Genomic DNA, 18,894 nt, shown 5'->3' with positions numbered 1-18,894 from the left:
CCCCCGTCGTGCCTCGTGCCTGCTCCGGGATCCTACCGCCGGGCGGCGTCGTGGGGACGGCCCTCAGACGTGGTCGCGCTCCTCCGTCGCGGCACCCTGGCCGGCCTGCTGGCGAGCCTGGTGACGCGCGACGGTGACCCCTCCGACGACGCAGAGGAGCGCCACGACGACGGAGCCGACCACGAACGGGCTCAGGGCCGAGCCGGCCGGGAACACGAGGAGCTCCGTGCCGTCCCCGCGGGTCAGGGCGTAGCCGACCGATCCGACGGCGAGCATCACGAGGTAGGCGGCCGCCGCGGCGACGAGGCCGGTGACGCCCGGGTTGCCCTCGCGGACGCCGGCCGCGGTCGCGAGGAACACGACCACCGCGGCGGCGACGACCATCGCGGGTCCGAGGTACTGGCTGGCGTCGGGCTGCGGGATCGCCTCGACGTCGGCGAGCAGGGACTCGAAGCCCGTCACGGCGACGACGAGCGCGATGAAGAGGACGGACGTCATCGTCGCGATCAGCCACCGGGACATGGGGTGATCGTACCGCCGGGGGCTGCGGAGCGGGGTGGGTTGGCCGAGCGGGACGCAGCCGGGTGGGCGGGCCGGCCGCACCCGGGCGGGGCGTCACTGCGTCGCGTCGTCGCGCTGGGCCACCGACCCGGCGTGCTCGTCCGTGCCGTCTGCCGCGTGCCCGACGGTGGTGTGCTCCTGTGTCACGGTGCCGACGTGCTGCTGCGCAGCAGCGACGAGCGCGAGCGCGATGGTCGCGGTGATGACCGGGACCGACTCGGTCATCGGCGCCGCGGGTGCCGCGGCGGCATCGGTGCGTCCGTGCGCGGTGGGTGCCGCGTCGGCGCGTCCGTGCGCGGTGGGTGCCGCGTCGGCGTCCGCGCGCAGGGCGCCCGTGCCCGCCTCGGGAACCGGACCGGCCTGGAGGCGCGGCGCGGCAGGCGCGGCACCGCTCGCCTCCGCCTCGTGGTCACGCAGCGCCGGCCCCACGACCGGCAGGACGGCCGTCGTCGCCAGCGGCTCGGCGTGCAGCACGGGCGGCGCCACGGTCTCCTCCGGTTCCGCAGCACGGACGCCGGCGGCGTGACGGGCACGAGCCATCCTGACCAGGACGACCACCGCGATGACCGCCCAGACACCGTTCACGATCGTCGACGGGACGGCGTGGTGGGCCGCGACGTTGATCGCGACGGACAGCCCACCGACGAGGTTGAGGGACTGGTACAGCGGCCCGTTCGGGATCTTGCCCAGCGAGAAGAGCAGGTAACCTGCGAGAACGGTTACGGCACCGAACCAGCCGAGGAACTCCACGATTCCGACCAACACGCGCGACTCCGGGCACGACGAGGAACGGCCGTCCTGAGGCGACCGTCCGAGAGGGGTGTGAGCAGCCGCGAGCGCGGCGTCGGGAGCATCGTACGCACTCCGACGGGTGTCGCGGAAGCGGGAGCGGCGTGGCGTGCCGCACCCACTTCGCGGGGTGGTGTCGGGCGGGCGTCTCAGCCGTTCGCAGCGGGGCTCGGGGTGGCCGTCGAGGACGCTCCGGCGGTGCGGTCGAGCACGTACACGGACCCTCCGAAGGTCCAGGTCGCGGTCGTCCCGACGCCGCCGTCGGTACCGGTCTTCTGCGTCGAGCTGATCGTGGTGATGAGGAAGAGCCGGCCACCCGCCTGCACGCCCTTGACGAAGGCCAGGGCCTGGTCGAAGGTGCCGTCCACCGCGACCGTGACGGGGACGACCGAGAGGTTCTGCGCGGTGATCGCCGGGTCGGTCACGACCTGCGGTGCGGTCGGGGACGTCGCCGCAGCAGTCGTGGGGGCCGGTGTCGCCGCAGCGCTCGGAGCGGCGGTCGCTCCGCTCGTGGACGCTCCGGAGTCCGTCGCGGCCGCTGCCGGCGGAGTGTAGGCCGTCGCGTCGCTCGCGGTGAAGGACGAGACCTGCATGCCGCTCGCCTCCGCGACGCCGTCGAGCTCGTCGATGAACGACGACAGCGACGCCTTCGACGGGATCGAGGTCTCGAGGGCCGCGAGCTCCCGACGCATCGACGGGAGCTGCGCGGCCTGCTGCCGAAGCCGTACGAGCTCCGCACGGCTGGCGTCGTTCGTCTGCTCGACGGTCGTCGTCTGCTCGTGGGCGGCAGCCGTCTGGGCGAGCTGGGGCTGGACGGCCAGGAAGAACCCCCCGACGGCCACGACGACCATCGAGAGCACGGCGAGGAGCAGGCTGAGGCGGGTGCGGGACATCGGTCAGCCCTTCGCGGCGTCGGCAGCGTACTTGCCGTCGAACGCTCGTTCGTCGAGGTGGATGGTCATGTTGACGGAGTACCCACTGCCGTCGTCGGCGCGTGCCACGGAGTTCGCGTTCGCGTCGACGAAACCCGTGACGCCGCTCACGGCGGTCAGCCAGTCCGGGATGGACGGCAGGACGGCGCTCTTCGCGTCGAAGGTCAGCGTCGCGATGCGCTGTCCCTGCAACGGGTCGTCCGACTGCGCGTACTGCGCTGTGGGCGACGCCGAGTCGATGGTGACGTTCGTGATCTCGACGCCGCTCGGCAGCTTCGATCGCACGGACTGCAGCGTCGTCGACCAGTCGATCTCGGTCGATCCGCCGACGCGTTGCGCGGCCTCGAGCAGGGACGACTCGGACTCGGCGGCCCGCACGTCGCGGAACTGGCCCTGCTGCTGCGCGAGCGCGGTCGTCTCGCCCTGCGCGGCGGCGAGCTCCTGTTCCGCCGACATGCGCTCCATGGTCGCCCAGCCGGCGACGATGCCGACGCCGACCGCCACCACGACGACACCGGCCCAGACACGACGGACGATCTGGCGGTGCCGTCGGTCCGTGTGCACGACGGCCGGCAGGAGGTCCACCCGGGGCGGGCCTCCGATGACGAGTCCACGCGTACCGCCGGCTGACGGAGTCCTGGCGCCCTGCGGGCGCTGGCGGCCGGAACGGCCCCGCGGTCCGGGAGTCCCCGTCGATGTGGACGTCCCGTCGATGATCTCGGTCATGCTGCACGTCCTCCGACGGCCAGGCTCCAGGCGACGGCGATGGACGTCGAGCGCTCACGGAGGAGTTCGGGGGTGATGCCGCGCGCGGTGCGTGCCGACACGAACGGGTCGCCGATCGCGACCGGGAGCCCGGAGACGTCGCCCAGGCCCTCACGGAACCCGGGCAGGGCGGCGCCGCCACCCACGGCGACGATGCCGCGGACGGCGTCGTCCGGACGGGTGTTGGCGTAGTAGTTGACGGTGTTGCGGATGCTCGTCATCAGCTCGCCGACGGTCTCACGGATCACACCCACCGCTCGGGCGTCGTCCGGTGTGAGCGTCCGGCCGACCAGACCGAAGTGCCGCTTCACGGCCTCCGCTTCGGCGACCGGGATCTCGAGACGGGTCGCGATGGTCTTCGTCACGTCGTCTCCCCCGGTGGGGATGATGCGGACGAACCGCGGCACACCGTCCCGGACCACGACCACCGAGGTGGTGTTCCCGCCGCAGTCCACCAGGGCGACGGTCCCGGCTCCGGCGACCCGCGGCGCGAGGACGCGCGTCAGCGCGAACGGGATGAGGTCGACGCCGACCGGCCGCAGCCCGGCGAGCTCGGCCGCCCGGACGTTGGCGAGGACGGCGTCCTTGATGGCGGCCACCAGCAGACCGTGCACGACCGGACCCGCGTCGCTCACGGCCTCTTCGGTCGGGTAGAAGTCGAGGATCGCATCACCCACCGGGACCGGCAGCATGTCCTGCACCTGGAACGGCAGCGACTCACGGATCTGCGCGAGCGGCGCCTTCGGCACGGTGAGGTCACGGGACAGCACCCGCTGGTTGCCCATCCCGAGCACGACGTCCTTCGTGCGGAAGCGCCCGATCGACCAGAGTTCGCGGAGCGCGGCGGCCACCGTGTTCGCCTCGAGCACCTCGCCCTGCTTCGTCGCACCGACCGGCACCGGGACCTCGGCGACCCGGGTGATGATCGGCTGCGCCTTCTCGGCGTCAGCGACCTCGACGGCTCGGATCGTCTCCGAACCCATGTCGATGCCGACGATCTTCTTCGCCATGTCGTGTGTTCCTTCCGGGGCAGCAGTGCGGTCAGTCGAGACCGAGGAGTCGCAGGTACGCGCCCCAGATCGGTCCGCCGGCGAACGCGCCCACCCACGCGCCGAGGAGCATCCAGGGGCCGAACGGGATCCCCGTCGACCGGCGCGCCCGTCCCGCCACCAGGAGGACGATGCCGAAGGTACCGCCGAGCAGGAACGCCGCGAAAGCACCCACAGCGAGGGGTCCCCATCCGAGGTACGCGAGGACGAGCCCGAGCACGCCGGCCAGCTTCACGTCCCCGAGGCCCATCCCGCGGGGGACCGCGAGGGCCAGGAGCAGGTAGACGCCCCCGAGGACGACCATCCCGACGAGGCCCCGGAGCAGGGCGCTCCACTCACCGGTGAGCGCGGACGACAGCGTCAGCAGGACGAGCAGGACCGGGTACGCCGGGAGCACGATGCGGTTCGGCAGCCGGTGGGTGTCCAGGTCGATGAGGGCGAGCGCGACACTGCCCGCCATCGCCGTGAGCAGGGCGACGAGCAGGACGAGCTGCCCGGCGAGCCCGGCGGGGGTCGACTCGGCCCCCGGGAGGAAGAGGAAGCGGACCGCGACCAGGACGAACAGGACCGCGGTGGCCGCCTCGACCAGCGGGTACCGGACGGAGATCGGCGTCGCGCAGTCGCGGCAGCGTCCGCGGAGCACGAGCCACGACACCACGGGGACGTTGTCACGCCTGCGGATCGGGTGCGCGCAGCGCGGGCAGGCCGAGGCCGGCGCCACAACCGAGAGCCCCGCGGGCACCCGGTGCACCACGACGTTGAGGAACGACCCGAGCGCCAGTCCGAGGGCAGCGGTCAGGCTGCCGATGAGCGTCACGGCAGCGGTCACGGGATGGCCGTCCCGCTCGCGGTGTACGCCGTCCTCGACTCGACCTGTGTGGCGACCCGGTACGTCGTGACGGTCGGCTGCGGGAACTTCGGGGGTGTGTAGACCGCGAGGCTCGAGTCGAACTGGTACGCCTTCGTGTACCCCTGACCGCTGGCCAGTCCGACGGCACCACGGAAGTTCTGGGCGATCGAACCGTTCACGGTGAGGAGGCCGCGCCCGTAGGTCGAGCCCCTCGTCCAGTTCTGCACGACGAACGTTCCGGTGTTCGAGAGGATCGCAGCGTCGATCTCCCGGTTGCTCGGCAGGATGGCGTTGCCGTCCGGACGGATCGGGTTCCACACCCACACGGCGCGCTGCCCGATCAGCCCGAGGACCGTCGAGGCCGAGCGGTTCGCGCTGTAGGTGATGTCACCCGTGACGTAGAGGTAGTTCTCCGCCGCGATCGTGACGGCCTTGTCGACGGTTCCCTGGACGAAGACGTCCCCCCGGTCGCAGCCGTACGGGTTCGACACCGCCGCACCGGCACCCGCGGTCGGGTCGGTCTCGGAGACGCTCGTCGAACTCCCCACGTACGGGTACCCCACGCCGTTGCCGCGAAGCGACGTCGCGCTGTCGCGACCGACGGTCGGGTTCGGGACGGAGCACGCCGTGGCCGTGGTCTTCATGGGCGACCCGTTCCAGTAGTTCGGGTCCTGTGCGGTGCCAGCCGGTCGAGCGCTCGGCTCGTTCTGGACGTAGACGAGGTTGTTCTTCGGCACGGCGATCGTCGCACCGGCGGCGCTGCGCAGGGCGGCGACGGACCCACACTTCGCGACCGCGTCGCCGCTCGTGATCTGTGCTCCCGGTACGGCACTCTCGCCGCGCACCTGGGTCACGATGGTGAGCGGTGACCGGACGGTCATCGTCCCGTCACCGTTGAAGACGATCTTCGTCGGCCCGGTGTACAGGCAGCCGGCACCCTCGACCGTCTCGATCGTCGACGGGAGGTCCGAGCGGGTGTAGTCCCGCAGGTCGCCGATGGTCGCCGGCGGTGTGAGTGTGGACGACGTGGTGGGGTTGGACGCGTAGTTGCCCGTCGAGCATCCGCTGCTCGAGACGCCGAACACGCTCTGGACGGTGTTCTTGAAGGTCGCGCCGCAGACCTTGATCTGGTCGTTCGAACGGACCGGCCCCTTCAGGACGTCGCCGGACCCGAACTGGATCTGGTCGCAGGTCGACGTCGTCGCGAGCGGACGGTACGCCGAGGTGCAGGGGGCGGAACCGATCCCCTTCTCGTTGGTCACCGACGGGTCACCGGACTCGTAGTTCGTGAAGTACAGGTAGTTCGAGAAGCCGTCCGGGCGGACGTTGGCGACGACGGTGCGGGTGGTGGTTCCCGAACGACCGGTCGACTGCACACGGATCACGCCCTGCGAGGACAACTTGCTGTTGTCGACGGCGTACCGGAACGCCGAGTCACTCGCGGACCCGTCGCTCGTCGGCACCGACACCCAGGCGTCCTGCGCGCGGTAGCCGAACGCCGGGTTGCCCCCCGAGCCCTTGGCGAAGACACTGCCGGAAGCCGCGCTGAAGGGCGCGTCCGCCTGGCCGTAGTTGCCGTAGGAGTTGTCCGCGTTGAGACGGGACTGGTAGTCGGCGACGCCCGCGTAGGCCGCTGCGATCGCACGGTTCCAGGACCGGTCCGTCGAGGTGACGCGGGCACCGGACGTCGCGACGGCGACCATCGTTCCCACGAGCAGCATGACCACTGCGCCGATGCCGACGACCGCGACCAGGGCCATGCCGCGGTCGTCGTCGCGGCGGCGGAGCGCGCGGAGCAGACGGATCACGACGAGGCTCCCATCACGATGTTGGGCAGGCTGACGGTGCTCGCCAGGGTGACCGCGTTCGGGTCGTCCGTGCGGGCGCCGACCGTGACGGAGACGTCGACGGATCGGATGTTGGCGAGCTCCACGGCGGAGACGGCCGCCCCGGTCGCGTTCAGCACGTCGCCGTCTGCGTTCTTCAGGCTGAACGCGACGGGGCTGACGGCGGACGAGACGAGCGTGCGCTTGCTCGTCGGTGTGGCGGACAGCGTCGCACCCGTGGCGAGCGGGAAGGCGTAGTACGACGAGTTGCCCGCGATCGCCGTGCCCTTCCAGGTGGTCTCGGTGATGCGCTTGGTCACGGGGTCGAGGGTGAGCTGCACCTCGACCGGCTGCGAGAGCGTCGAGTCGAGGTTCACGTACGCGAAGAAGCGCAGCGTCGTGGCGCTGGCGTACTGGAAGGCGAACTGCGAGTCGTCGCCGGTGGGCACCGGGTTGTCGGTCGCTGCGCGGAGCATGCGGCTCATCTCGTTCATGGCGACCGACGCGGCGCGGGTGTTCGCACTCGTCGACGTCGCCGTGACCGCAGCCTTCTGCGCCGAGACGAGGAACGACCCCGCGATGGTGAGCACGAGCAACGAGAGGCTCATCGCGACCAGGAGCTCGACCAGCGTGAGACCACGGTCGTCGCCTGCCCGGTCGATGCGACCTCGGAGGAAGGCGATCACGGGCTCACCACGGTCCGCGGATCGAGGGTGACGACCTTGCCGCTCGTCGAGACCTTGAGGTTCATGACGTCCGGGTTCGCGGAGACGTTCACGGCCCCGTTGCTCAGCAGGCCGCCGAGCACCGTGGTGCCGGCGAGGGTGTAGGTCCCGAACGGCAGCGCGATCGTGGTCGCCTTGTTCGAGTTCAGTCCGGTGAACCAGTAGGTCGTGGTGCCGCAACCGGGATCGCCGTTCGGCACCGCGGTCGTGTTCTTCACCGTGGCCGAGAGCACGGTGTCGAGGCCGTTCGTCTTCACGTCGATGACGCCCATCGGCGCGCGGGCCGTGACGGTCAGGTCGGTCGTCGGGTTGAAGCCAGGCGTCGTCCCGTCCGTGCCGTTGAAGATGTTCGGCGACGCCGTGAAGCCGCCCGCCGCGGGCCACTTGGTGGGATCGACGTTCGGACAGGTGCTCGAGAACGCCCCCGCTATCGCCGTCCACTGGAAGGGGTACAGCAGCGTCGGGGTGGTCGTGGCGGTCCGGACGGTGTCGCCGGAGACGTAGGTCATCGGCAGTGAGGCCGGCAGCTTCGCGCTGACGCCGTCCTTGAGGTTGAGGGGACCGCCGGTCGTCACGCTGATCGCGCGGTCGAACGCGAACGTCTTGTTGCCGACTCCGCCGGCGATGGTCTTCACGACCGCGTCGGGGGTCGAGTCACCGGTGGGGTCGATGTTCCCGGCCTTGGCGATGGTCACCTTGTACGTGCCCGGAGTGACACCCACGGCGTAGCTGCAGCCGTTCGCATCGGTGACGGCGGGCGGCTTGGCGAGGCTCTTGGCGCCGTCGGAGTCCGGCGTGATCGTCACGGAGACCCCGGGGTTCGCGGCGCCGGTCGCCGTCTTGACGCCCACCACGATCGTCGACGCCGTCGCGCTCGACACGGCGGACGACGGGGAGATGAGGGTGTCGAGCACGACGTTCTTCTGGCGGGGCGACGTGCCGCTCGTCCAGGAGACGGTGATGGCGACGCGCTTGTAGGCGAGGACGCCGGAGCCCGCCCCGCAAGTGTTGTCGGAACCGTCCGAGTTGATCCAGTTGGTCGTCTGCTTGACGGTGTAGGTCTGCTTGCCGACCGTGGCCGGCAGGGTCTCGTCGTCGAGGGTGAAGACGTCCTTGGTGCTGCGTGCGGCGTCGAGCGCCTGGTTGGCGAGCTGGAGTGCTGCTTCGCGCGAGCGGTTGTCCTGCGTGAGGTACATCGTCGAGACGATGCCGGCTGCGACGCCGGCGGCGATCATCGCGAAGATCGTCATCGCGACCATGACCTCGATGACGGAGAAGCCCTCGTCGGACTCCCGCGCCGCCCGGAGTCGGTCGACGATGCGCAGCAGCATGCTCAGCCTCTCTGGTCGCCGGTTGACGGTCGCGGTGAGAGGAGGCGGACCGTGACGATCGTCACGATCCGCCTCCGAGGGAGATTCAGCAGGCGTCCCCGGCGGTGACACCCTTCGAGTCGGACGCGCAGAACTTGTTGCCCGTCGAGCTCGTGCCGACGATCTTGAAGGTCGGCGCGGCAGTCGTCCCGCCGGTCGTGTACGCGATCGAGGACGTGTCGGCCCCCTGGCTCGCACCGGCCTTCTTGAGGTCATCACTCAGAGCCGTCGTGGCGTTGTACGTGGCAGCCGCGGGGAGCGTGCCGTTCGTGGTCTGCATGCTGACCACTGCGGTCTTGAAGTTGGTCAGGTCCGACTTGACGCTGGAGTCCTTCGCGTTGTTCTGCACACCCAGGTACACCGGGATCGCGATCGCGGCGAGGATGCCGATGATGATGACGACGACGAGGAGCTCGATGAGCGTGAAGCCCTTCTCCTTGTCCTCGAGGAGACCCTTGCGGCGAGCGTCGAGCTTGCCCATGAGAGCGAAGTACATGGTGTTTTCCATTCTTCTGGGAAATGCGTTGGGGGATGTGCCGCAGACTGCTCCGCCGCCGCTGGCAAGCGTATTCAGGGCGCTTTGGGGGCATAATCCCGAGAACGGGGGTGATCTCCGCTACGAAATGCCCCCAGTACCGGGGGTGCGGATCACCTGACGGACCCCGGAACGAGGGACGTCGGTCGTCGAGTCACTTGACGAGCGAGGAGATCTGGAAGATCGGCAGGTACAGCGCGACGATCATGCCGCCCACCACCACGCCGAGGAACCCGATCAGCAGCGGCTCGATGAGCGACGTCAATGCTTCGGTCGACGCTTCTACTTCATTGTCGTAGAACACCGCGATGCGTTCCAACATCAATTCCATGGAACCGGCGTCCTCGCCGACGGCGATCATCTGCGCGACCATTGCCGGGAACACCGTTTCGCGTTCCAGTGGTGCGGCGATGGATTCGCCTTTCCGGACTGCTTCGGAAACGCGGTGCAATGCCCGTTCGACGACGATGTTGTTCGACACCTTGCCGGCGATCTGCAGGGCCTCGAGGATCGGGACGCCGGCGCCGATCATGTTCGACAGGTTCCGCGAGAACCGTGCCATCACGATCTTCCGAGCGAGCTGGCCGAACACCGGCATACGCAGCTTCAGCGGGTCGACGAGCCCGCGGACCCGGTCGGTGTTCTTGTTCGACCGCCACCACACCCAGCCGACGATCAGGAGCACGGCGAGCACCGGACCGACGTAGACCATCGCGTGGGACAGCCACACGAGCATCATCGTCGGCAGCGGCAACTGCCCGCCGAGTGAGGCGAACATGTCCTGGAAGATCGGCACGATGAACACGAGCATGATGACGACCGCCAGCAGCGACATCACGAGCACCACGACCGGGTAGGTCATCGCCGACTTGATGGTCGAGCGGAGCTTGTGCTCCTTCTCGAAGTTCGTCGCGATCGAGTCCATCGCCTGGTCGAGGAACCCGCCGGTCTCCCCCGCCCGGATCATGTTGATCATGATCGGCGGGAAGTCGACCGGGTACTTCGCCACGGCGTCGGAGAACGAGACACCGCGCTCGACGTCGTCTCGGACCTTGCCGAGGATGTCCTGCAGCTTCTTGTTGTCCGTCTGGTCGGCGAGGATCGTCAGCGCGCGGAGCAGCGAGAGCCCCGACGACAGCATGGTCGAGGCCTGCCGCGACATGATCGCGAGGTCCTTGAGCCCGACGCCCTTCTCGAACCCGGGGATCTTGATCTCGGTCTGCAGCCCGGTGCCGGGCTTCGCCTCGGTGATCGCGATGGGCGACACACCCATGCCGCGCAGGCGCTGGACGACGGCCCCCTCGGAGGCGGCGTCGAGTCGACCCTTGACGAGCTTCCCGGCGCCGTCGCGGCCCCGGTAGTCGAAGGCGAGTGACATCAGTGGCCTCCCGAGTACTTGTCGCCGAAGTCGATCTCGGAGGCGGCGATCGCGGCGGCGGACGAGTCGGACGGCGACTCGACGCGCTGCACGAGCCGGTCGAAGCCGTCCTCGTCGTGCACCTTCTCCATCGCCGCGGCGCGGGTGACGGTGCCGACGTTGACGAGTTCCGCGAGGTCCTGGTCCATCGTGTGCATGCCTGCGTCGCGGCCGGCCTGCATGGCGGAGGTGATCTGGTAGGTCTTGCCCTCGCGCACGAGGTTCGCGATCGCCGGCGTGGTCTTCATGATCTCGGTCGCGACGACGCGGCCCGCGCCGTTGGCCTTCGGCACGAGGGTCTGGCAGACGACCCCCTCGAGCGTCGCGGCGAGCTGGGTGCGGATCTGCCCCTGCTGGTGCGGCGGGAACACGTCGATGACACGGTCGATGGTGCCGGGGGCGCTCTGCGTGTGGAGCGTGGCGAACACGAGGTGTCCGGTCTCGGCCGCGGTCAGCGCGACGGAGATGGTCTCGAGGTCGCGGAGCTCGCCGATCAGGATGACGTCGGGGTCCTGCCGCAGCACGTGCTTGAGGGCGGCGGCGAAGGAGTGCGTGTCCGCACCGACCTCGCGCTGGTTGATGATCGCCTTCTTGTGGTCGTGCATGAACTCGATCGGGTCCTCGACCGTGACGATGTGGTCGGCGCGGGTCTCGTTGACCAGGTCGATGAGCGCGGCGAGGGTGGTCGACTTGCCGGATCCGGTGGGCCCGGTGACGAGCACGAGACCGCGGGGCAGCTTCGCGAACTCGCCGACGTGCTCCGGGATGCCGAGCTGCTTGAGGGTCTTGATCTTCGTGGGGATGATGCGGAACGCGGCGCCCCAGTTGCCGCGCTGCTGGTAGTAGTTCACGCGGAAGCGGAACTCGGGCGACAGCGAGTACGCGAAGTCGAGTTCCTGTTCGTGGTCGAACTGCCCGGCCTGCTCGGGGCTGAGCAGGGTCTTCAGCGCCGCGATCACCTTGTTCCGGGCCCAGGGCCCTCCGGGCACGGCGGGACGCAGCGAGCCGTCGACGCGCACGGTGGGCGGCGCATCGGCGGTCACGTGCAGGTCCGATGCGCCCTGGTAGACGACCTGGGCGAGGGCGGTGATGAGGTCGGCGTCGGCGACCTCGCGTGCGTGGCGGGTGAAGCCGATCTCCGGGTGCGTCCCGGCGACGGCGCCGGTGGTCGGCACGGTCGTCGCGACGGTCTGGAGGCTCGTGGTCGGTTCCGCGGGCACCACCGGCAGGTGCTGGGTCACCGCGTCGGCGTACCCGTAGGCGGCGGTCGACGGCGGGACCGCAGCGGGCGGCGTGGCCGGTGCGGCATGCGGCTGCGCCACCGGCACGGCGACGGGCTCCCCCGCGGGCGGCGGCCACGACGTGTCCCAGGCGGGCTCGGCGGACACCGCGGGCTCGGCGCGCCACGGCTCGGGGTTCGACGGTCCGGGGCTCCAGGGTTCGGCCGACAGGTCGTACACGGCGTTGCTCGAGGTCGGCACGACGGCCGGCTCGACCCGCGGCGAGGCCGGGGCGGAGGCCGCCGCCGCAGCTGCTGCCGCCGCGGCCAGGCGGGCCGCGCGACGACCGCCGACCTCGTTGCCCGGCTGTCCGGGGTGCCACCCGGCGACGGGGTCGTCGCCGGCCTCGATGTCGTACACCGATTCGCTCATCGTCCTCGTGCTCCCGACCTACGCGACCACGCGCAGGATCTCGTCGACGCTCGTCATGCCGAGCTTGACCTTCTCCCAGCCGTCCTGCCGCAGCGTGAGCATGCCCTGCTGCTGCGCGACCCGGCTGATCTCGGCGCTCGACGCCCGCGCGACGGCGAGGCGCTCGATCTCCTCGGTGACGGTCATGACCTCGTGCAGGGCGATCCGCCCGCGGTACCCGGTGTTCGAGCAGACCGCGCACCCGACCGGGCCGAAGAACTCCGGTACGGGGGTGTCCTCGCTCGGCACGAAGCCGAGTGCGACGAGCTGCGCCGGGGTGTACCGCGCGGGTGCCTTGCACCGGTCGCAGAGCCGTCGGGCGAGGCGCTGCGCGACGACCGAGTCGAGCGCGGATCCGACCAGGAACGGCTCGATGTCCATCTCGGTCAGACGGGTGACCGCCGAGGGCGCGTCGTTCGTGTGCAGGGTCGACAGCACCAGGTGGCCGGTGAGGGAGGCCTCGATCGCGATCTGCGCGGTCTCGTGGTCGCGGATCTCACCGAGCAGGACGACGTCCGGGTCGGAACGCAGGATCGAGCGGAGCGCGGAGGCGAACGTCAACCCCGCCTTCGGGTTCACCTGCACCTGGTTGATGCCGGCCATCCGGTACTCGACCGGGTCCTCGACGGTGATGACGTTGATCTCGGGCTTCGCGACGGCGTTCAACGTCGTGTAGAGCGTCGTCGACTTGCCCGAGCCGGTCGGACCGGTGACCAGGATCATGCCGTACGGCTTCGAGTAGGACCGCTGGTAGGCCTGGAAGTTCTGCTCGAGCAGGTTGAGGTCCTTGAGCGTCATCGACGTGTTCGTGTTGTCGAGGATCCGCATGACGACCTTCTCGCCCCACACCGTGGGCAGCGTCGCCACACGGAGGTCGATCTGTCGGCCGCCGTGCCGGACGGACATGCGGCCGTCCTGCGGCTTGCGTCGCTCAGCGATGTCGATGTCGCTCATGATCTTGAGCCGGCTGATGACACCGTTCTGGATGTTCTTCGGCGCCGGTGCCATCTCGTGCAGCACACCGTCGATGCGGTAGCGGACGCGCACCTCGTGCTCGCCGGGCTCGATGTGGATGTCGGACGCGTGGTCCTGGATCGCCTGCGACACGAGCAGGTTCACGAAGCGGACGATCGGGACGTCGTCGAGCGACCCGTCGGTCAGGTCCACCTGCTGCTGCGCCTGCGCGGACGCTTCTTCCTCGAGCGACGAGGTCAGGTCGTTGAGCTCGTCGTCGGCACGGAGGTACCGGTCGAGCGCGGCCAGCAGGTCCCGCTCGTCGACCTGCAGCGGCTTCACGGTGCGCCCGGAGGCAGTCCGGGCGTCGTCGATCGCCAGCACGTTCGTCGGGTTGACCATCGCGAGCACGAGCGTCTCGCCCTCGAACCCGATGCCGAGCACGCCGTGCCGTCGGCAGAGCGCCGCGGGCAGCATCGACACCGCGGTCCCGTCGACGGGGTAGTCCGTGAGCGGGACGGTGCGGGAGTTGTTGGACGCCGCGCGGGCGGTGATGTACTGTGCCTCGCTCACGACGCCCTGGTCGACCAGGGTGCGGATCGCCCGCTCGTCGATCTCCTCGTCGCCCGTCATCGCGTCGAGGTGTTCGATCGGCAGTGCGCCGTTGAGGATCAGGATCTCGGAGAGCGTGGCCATGTGTCCCGGAGCCTCCTTCGGGTCGAGACCGGGTCGTGGGGGTGCGCACCGCTGCGGCGCGGCGCCCGTCCACGCTACGGCTGGCCCCTGCCGCCCCCGCAGTCCCACAACGAGGGGGCGGCGGGGTGGCGGGTGTCCCCAGTGCAGGGGTACCAGCGGGTACCGGCCGCAGCGGACGATGGTCGACATGCGTCGATCGTGCTGCTCGTGAGCGCGGGCGGAGCGGTCCGGGGCGCGGTCCGTGGACGAGCGGACGGCCGGCCGTGCCTGTGCAGGAGTGTTCGCCGGAAGACCCTCGACGCGCACGCCCGCGCCGGGACATGATGAGACATGGACATCACGAGCGTGACCGTGGGACTGCCCGTCACGGACATCGAAGCGTCCTGCCTCTGGTACGGCGCCGTGTTCCAGCGCACCGATCCCGACCTCGAGCCCGAGGACGGCGTCGTCGAGTACGAGATCGGCGGCATCTGGCTCCAGCTGTACCTGGACCCGGACGCCGAGCAGCGACCGGCGACCGTCCGCTTCGGCGTCGACGACGTCCGCTCGCAGCACGCCCGCATCGGGTCGCTCGGCATCGACGTCGGTCCCGTCGAGTGCGTCGACGGTGCCGTCGACTGGTTCGACGTGCGCGACCCCGACGGCAACGTGCTCAGCCTGTACTCGCTGGTCGACGAGAAGGGCCGGACCGCCTGAGCCGCGACCACACGGCGGACGGGAGGCCCGTGGCGGGCCCGCCACGGGCCTCCCGTCCGTCCCGTGGTCCGGGAACGAGGAAGGCCCCCGCATCCGAGGATGCGGGGGCCTTCCGGGTTCAGCTCAGGCTCAGTTGTAGGTCCCGGGCGTGAAGTCGTCCGACGAGAAGCTGTCGAAGTCGACGAAGCTCAGGTCGGCGTCCGAGAACGAGGAGTCGTCGGCGAAGATGCGGTTGGGGTACCGCTCCGCCTTGGCTTCCTCGGTCGCGGCGACGTCCACGTCACGGTACCGGCTGAGGCCCGTCCCGGCGGGGATGAGCTTACCGATGATGACGTTCTCCTTGAGGCCGACGAGGTGGTCCTGCTTGCCCTCCATGGCCGCCTGCGTGAGGACGCGGGTGGTCTCCTGGAAGGACGCGGCGGACAGCCACGACTCGGTCGCGAGGGACGCCTTCGTGATGCCCATGACCTCCTGGCGAGCCGAGGCGGTCTTGCGACCCTCCTGCAGCGCCGCACGGTTCAGCGCGTTGTAGCGCGACCGGTCGACGAGCTCACCCGGCAGCAGGTCGGTGTCGCCGTGGTCGACGACGGTGACCTTGCGGAGCATCTGACGGACGATGACCTCGATGTGCTTGTCGTGGATCGGCACGCCCTGCGAGCCGTACACGTCCTGCACGCCGTTGACGAGGTGCTTCTGGACCTCGCGCACACCCTTGACCCGGAGGACCTCCTTCGGGTCGACCGTGCCGGCGATGAACTGCTCGCCGAGCTCGACGTGCTGGCCGTCCTCGATGAGGAGGGTCGCACGCTTGAGCACCGGGTAGATGAACGGCTCGTCGCCGTTGTCCGGCGTGAGGATGATCCGACGGCCCTTGTCCGTGTCCTCGATCGTGGCGCGGCCGGGGGCCTCGGCGATCGGGGACGCGCCCTTCGGGGTGCGGGCCTCGAAGAGCTCGGTCACGCGGGGCAGACCCTGCGTGATGTCGTCGGCCGAGGCCGAACCACCCGTGTGGAAGGTACGCATCGTCAGCTGGGTACCGGGCTCACCGATGGACTGGGCGGCGATGATGCCGACCGCCTCGCCGATGTCGACGAGGTTGCCCGTGGCGAGCGAACGGCCGTAGCACTTCGCGCAGACACCGACGGCGGACTCGCAGGTCAGGACCGAGCGCACCTTGATGCTCTCGACACCGGCAGCGAGCAGCGTGTCCAGCAGGACGTCACCGACGTCCTCGCCGGCCTCGGCGACCTGGGTGCCCGAGGCGTCGGACGCCGGGGTGGCCAGGGTGCGCGAGTACACGGTGTTCTCGACGCGCGGGTCGCGGACCAGCGTGCCGTCGGCACCCACGGTCGCGATCGGCAGCTCGAGGCCGCGGGTCGTCCCGCAGTCGTCCTCACGGATGATGACGTCCTGCGACACGTCGACGAGACGACGGGTCAGGTAGCCCGAGTCGGCGGTACGGAGAGCCGTGTCCGCCAGACCCTTGCGGGCACCGTGCGTGGCGATGAAGTACTCCGCCACGGTCAGGCCCTCGCGGTACGAGTTGATGATCGGGCGGGCGATGATCTCACCCTTCGGGTTGTTCACCAGACCACGCATACCGGCGATGTTGCGCACCTGCAGCCAGTTACCACGAGCACCCGACGACACCATGCGGTTGATGGTGTTGTCGACCGGGAAGTTGTCGCGCATCTCCTGCGCGATCTCGTTCGTGGCCTCGGTCCAGATCTTGATCAGGTCGGCGCGGCGCTCCGCGTCGGTGATCAGACCCTTGTCGAACTCGCCCTGGACCTTGGCGGCCTGGACCTCGTAGCCCGCGATGATCTCCTTCTTGCGAGGAGGCGTCACGACGTCGGAGAGCGCCACGGTCACACCGGAGCGCGTGCCCCAGTAGAAGCCCGCGTCCTTGATCCGGTCCAGCGCGGCGGCCGTCTCGGTCTTGGAGTAGCGCTCGGCGAGGTCGTTGACGATCGCGGAGAGGGTGCCCTTGTCGGTGACGCGCTGGACGAACGGGTAGTCCGCCGGCAGCGTCTCGTTGAAGAGCGCACGGCCCAGGGTGGTCTCGAGGAGGATCGGCTGACCGACCTCGTAGCCCTCCGGCGCCTCGCCCTCGGCGAAGTGGACACCCGACATGCGGATCTTCACCATCGCGTTGAGGTGCAGCGTGTTCTGGTCCTTCGCCAGGATCGCCTCGGCGACCGAGGAGAACGCACGGCCCTCGCCGAGCGCGCCCTCGCGGACGGTTGTCAGGTGGTGCAGACCGATGATCATGTCCTGTGCGGGCAGGGTCACCGGACGGCCGTCCGACGGCTTGAGGATGTTGTTCGAGGCGAGCATCAGGATGCGGGCCTCGGCCTGCGCCTCGACCGACAGCGGCAGGTGCACGGCCATCTGGTCACCGTCGAAGTCCGCGTTGAACGCAGCACACACGAGCGGGTGGAGCTGGATGGCCTTGCCCTCGACGAGCTGCGGCTCGAACGCCTGGATGCCCAGACGGTGCAGCGTCGGCGCACGGTTCAGCAGCACGGGGCGCTCGCGGATGATCTCCTCGAGCACGTCCCACACCTGCGGACGCGAACGCTCGACCATGCGCTTGGCCGACTTGATGTTCTGCGCGTGCGACAGGTCGATGAGGCGCTTGATGACGAACGGCTTGAACAGCTCGAGCGCCATCTGCTTCGGCAGACCGCACTGGTGCAGCTTGAGCTGCGGGCCGACGATGATGACCGAACGACCCGAGTAGTCGACGCGCTTGCCGAGCAGGTTCTGACGGAAGCGACCCTGCTTGCCCTTGAGCATGTCGCTCAGGGACTTCAGGGCGCGGTTGCCGGTACCCGTGACCGGACGACCACGACGACCGTTGTCGAACAGCGCGTCGACCGCTTCCTGCAGCATGCGCTTCTCGTTGTTCACGATGATCTCGGGGGCACCGAGGTCGAGCAGGCGGCGGAGACGGTTGTTGCGGTTGATCACACGACGGTAGAGGTCGTTGAGGTCCGACGTGGCGAAGCGGCCACCGTCGAGCTGCACCATCGGGCGGAGCTCCGGCGGGATGACCGGCACGACGTCGAGCACCATCGCGGCCGGCGAGTTGCCGGTGGCGAGGAAGGAGCTGACGACGCGCAGGCGCTTGATCGCGCGGATCTTCTTCTGGCCCTTGCCCTCGGCGATCTGCAGACGCAGCGCCTCGGCCTCGGCGGCCAGGTCGAAGGCCTCGAGCCGCAGCTTGATCGCCTCGGCGCCCATGTAGGCGTCGAAGTAGATCCCGAAGCGGTCCTGGAGCTCGTGGAACACGGCGTCCTCGGGCTTGAGGTCGCCGACCTTGAGGTTGCGGAAGTCCTCCCACACGCGCTCGAGGCGGGTGATGTCCTCGTCGAAGGACTTGCGGACCTGGGACATCTCCTTCTCGGCGGTGTCCTTGGTCCGGCGCTTCACGTCGGCCTTGGCGCCCTCTTCCTCGAGCGCCGCGAGGTCGTCCTCGAGCTTCTTGAGGCGGTCGGCGATGATCGAGTCGCGCTGACCCTCGAGGTTCTTGATCTCGAGGCGCATCTCGTTCTCGAGACCGGGCATGTCGGCGTGACGGCCCTCTTCATCGATGTCGATGATCATGTACGCCGCGAAGTAGATGACCTTCTCGAGGTCCTTCGGCGCCATGTCGAGGAGGTAGCCGAGGCGCGACGGGACGCCCTTGAAGTACCAGATGTGCGTGACGGGCGCGGCGAGCTCGATGTGGCCCATGCGCTCACGACGGACCGAGGACTTGGTGACCTCGACGCCGCAGCGCTCGCAGACGATGCCCTTGAAGCGGACACGCTTGTACTTGCCGCAGGCGCACTCCCAGTCGCGGGACGGCCCGAAGATCTGCTCGCCGAACAGACCGTCCTTCTCGGGCTTCAGGGTGCGGTAGTTGATGGTCTCCGGCTTCTTGACCTCGCCGTACGACCACTGACGGATGTCCTCGGCGGTCGCGAGGCCGATCCGGATGGCGTCAAATGACGTTGCTTCGAGCAATGTTCTTCTCTCTTGCTGAGTTCGAAA

15 protein-coding genes are annotated in these 18,894 nt (G+C 69.4%); 1 reads left to right on the top strand and 14 read right to left on the bottom strand.

What is annotated here, in order from left to right; translation table 11 throughout:
• Window positions 1–63 precede the first annotated feature (63 nt).
• The 13 genes from QUG93_RS08510 to QUG93_RS08450 all read right to left on the bottom strand — a co-directional run bounded on the left by QUG93_RS08510 (window position 64) and on the right by QUG93_RS08450 (window position 14,160).
• Complete coding sequence (locus QUG93_RS08510; RefSeq protein WP_289473498.1) at window positions 64–522, bottom strand: DUF6121 family protein; 459 nt, start codon at window positions 520–522, stop codon at window positions 64–66.
• Between the two features lie 93 nt (window positions 523–615).
• Window positions 616–1,323, bottom strand: a complete 708-nt coding sequence (locus QUG93_RS08505) for a CBU_0592 family membrane protein (protein WP_289473497.1) — start codon at window positions 1,321–1,323, stop codon at window positions 616–618.
• A 176-nt stretch (window positions 1,324–1,499) separates the two neighbouring features.
• Window positions 1,500–2,243, bottom strand: coding sequence for a type 4a pilus biogenesis protein PilO (locus tag QUG93_RS08500; RefSeq protein WP_289473496.1), 744 nt, complete (start codon window positions 2,241–2,243; stop codon window positions 1,500–1,502).
• Window positions 2,244–2,246: 3 nt separating this feature from the next.
• Entirely contained in the window at window positions 2,247–2,867 is a 621-nt protein-coding gene (locus tag QUG93_RS08495) for a hypothetical protein (RefSeq protein WP_289473495.1), read from the bottom strand.
• A gap of 137 nt (window positions 2,868–3,004) precedes the next feature.
• Complete coding sequence (gene pilM / locus QUG93_RS08490; protein WP_289473494.1) at window positions 3,005–4,057, bottom strand: type IV pilus assembly protein PilM; 1,053 nt, start codon at window positions 4,055–4,057, stop codon at window positions 3,005–3,007.
• A 31-nt stretch (window positions 4,058–4,088) separates the two neighbouring features.
• Window positions 4,089–4,925: a prepilin peptidase gene (locus QUG93_RS08485; protein ID WP_289473493.1), complete on the bottom strand. Its 837-nt coding sequence runs from the start codon at window positions 4,923–4,925 to the stop codon at window positions 4,089–4,091.
• Entirely contained in the window at window positions 4,922–6,754 is a 1,833-nt protein-coding gene (locus tag QUG93_RS08480) for a hypothetical protein (RefSeq protein ID WP_289473492.1), read from the bottom strand. The genes QUG93_RS08485 and QUG93_RS08480 overlap by 4 nt, the downstream gene beginning before the upstream one ends.
• Window positions 6,751–7,458 (bottom strand): prepilin-type N-terminal cleavage/methylation domain-containing protein, encoded by a 708-nt coding sequence (locus QUG93_RS08475; RefSeq protein WP_289473491.1) that lies wholly within the window; start codon window positions 7,456–7,458, stop codon window positions 6,751–6,753. The genes QUG93_RS08480 and QUG93_RS08475 overlap by 4 nt, the downstream gene beginning before the upstream one ends.
• Window positions 7,455–8,828: a prepilin-type N-terminal cleavage/methylation domain-containing protein gene (locus QUG93_RS08470; RefSeq protein WP_289473490.1), complete on the bottom strand. Its 1,374-nt coding sequence runs from the start codon at window positions 8,826–8,828 to the stop codon at window positions 7,455–7,457. Before QUG93_RS08470 ends, QUG93_RS08475 begins: the two co-directional genes overlap by 4 nt.
• Window positions 8,829–8,913: 85 nt before the next feature.
• Window positions 8,914–9,363, bottom strand: a complete 450-nt coding sequence (locus tag QUG93_RS16015) for a type II secretion system protein (protein ID WP_353067763.1) — start codon at window positions 9,361–9,363, stop codon at window positions 8,914–8,916.
• 193 nt (window positions 9,364–9,556) lie between these two features.
• Window positions 9,557–10,780, bottom strand: a complete 1,224-nt coding sequence (locus tag QUG93_RS08460; protein ID WP_289473489.1) for a type II secretion system F family protein — start codon at window positions 10,778–10,780, stop codon at window positions 9,557–9,559.
• Complete coding sequence (locus QUG93_RS08455) at window positions 10,780–12,471, bottom strand: type IV pilus twitching motility protein PilT (protein ID WP_289473488.1); 1,692 nt, start codon at window positions 12,469–12,471, stop codon at window positions 10,780–10,782. The genes QUG93_RS08460 and QUG93_RS08455 overlap by 1 nt, the downstream gene beginning before the upstream one ends.
• An 18-nt stretch (window positions 12,472–12,489) precedes the next feature.
• Window positions 12,490–14,160, bottom strand: coding sequence for a GspE/PulE family protein (locus tag QUG93_RS08450; RefSeq protein ID WP_289473487.1), 1,671 nt, complete (start codon window positions 14,158–14,160; stop codon window positions 12,490–12,492).
• 330 nt (window positions 14,161–14,490) lie between these two features.
• Here QUG93_RS08450 and QUG93_RS08445 point away from each other — a divergent pair, with 330 nt between their 5' ends.
• Window positions 14,491–14,856, top strand: coding sequence for a VOC family protein (locus tag QUG93_RS08445; protein WP_289473486.1), 366 nt, complete (start codon window positions 14,491–14,493; stop codon window positions 14,854–14,856).
• Between the two features lie 129 nt (window positions 14,857–14,985).
• Here the strand turns inward: QUG93_RS08445 and QUG93_RS08440 are convergent, their stop codons facing one another.
• Window positions 14,986–18,867 (bottom strand): DNA-directed RNA polymerase subunit beta', encoded by a 3,882-nt coding sequence (locus QUG93_RS08440; protein WP_289473485.1) that lies wholly within the window; start codon window positions 18,865–18,867, stop codon window positions 14,986–14,988.
• Between the last annotated feature and the right edge of the window lie 27 nt (window positions 18,868–18,894).

The organism is Curtobacterium caseinilyticum (assembly GCF_030363035.1).
Taxonomy (GTDB): Bacteria; Actinomycetota; Actinomycetes; order Actinomycetales; family Microbacteriaceae; genus Curtobacterium; species Curtobacterium caseinilyticum.
Note: the sequence above shows the minus strand (reverse complement) of the source record. Positions and strands in the feature narration are given on the sequence as shown.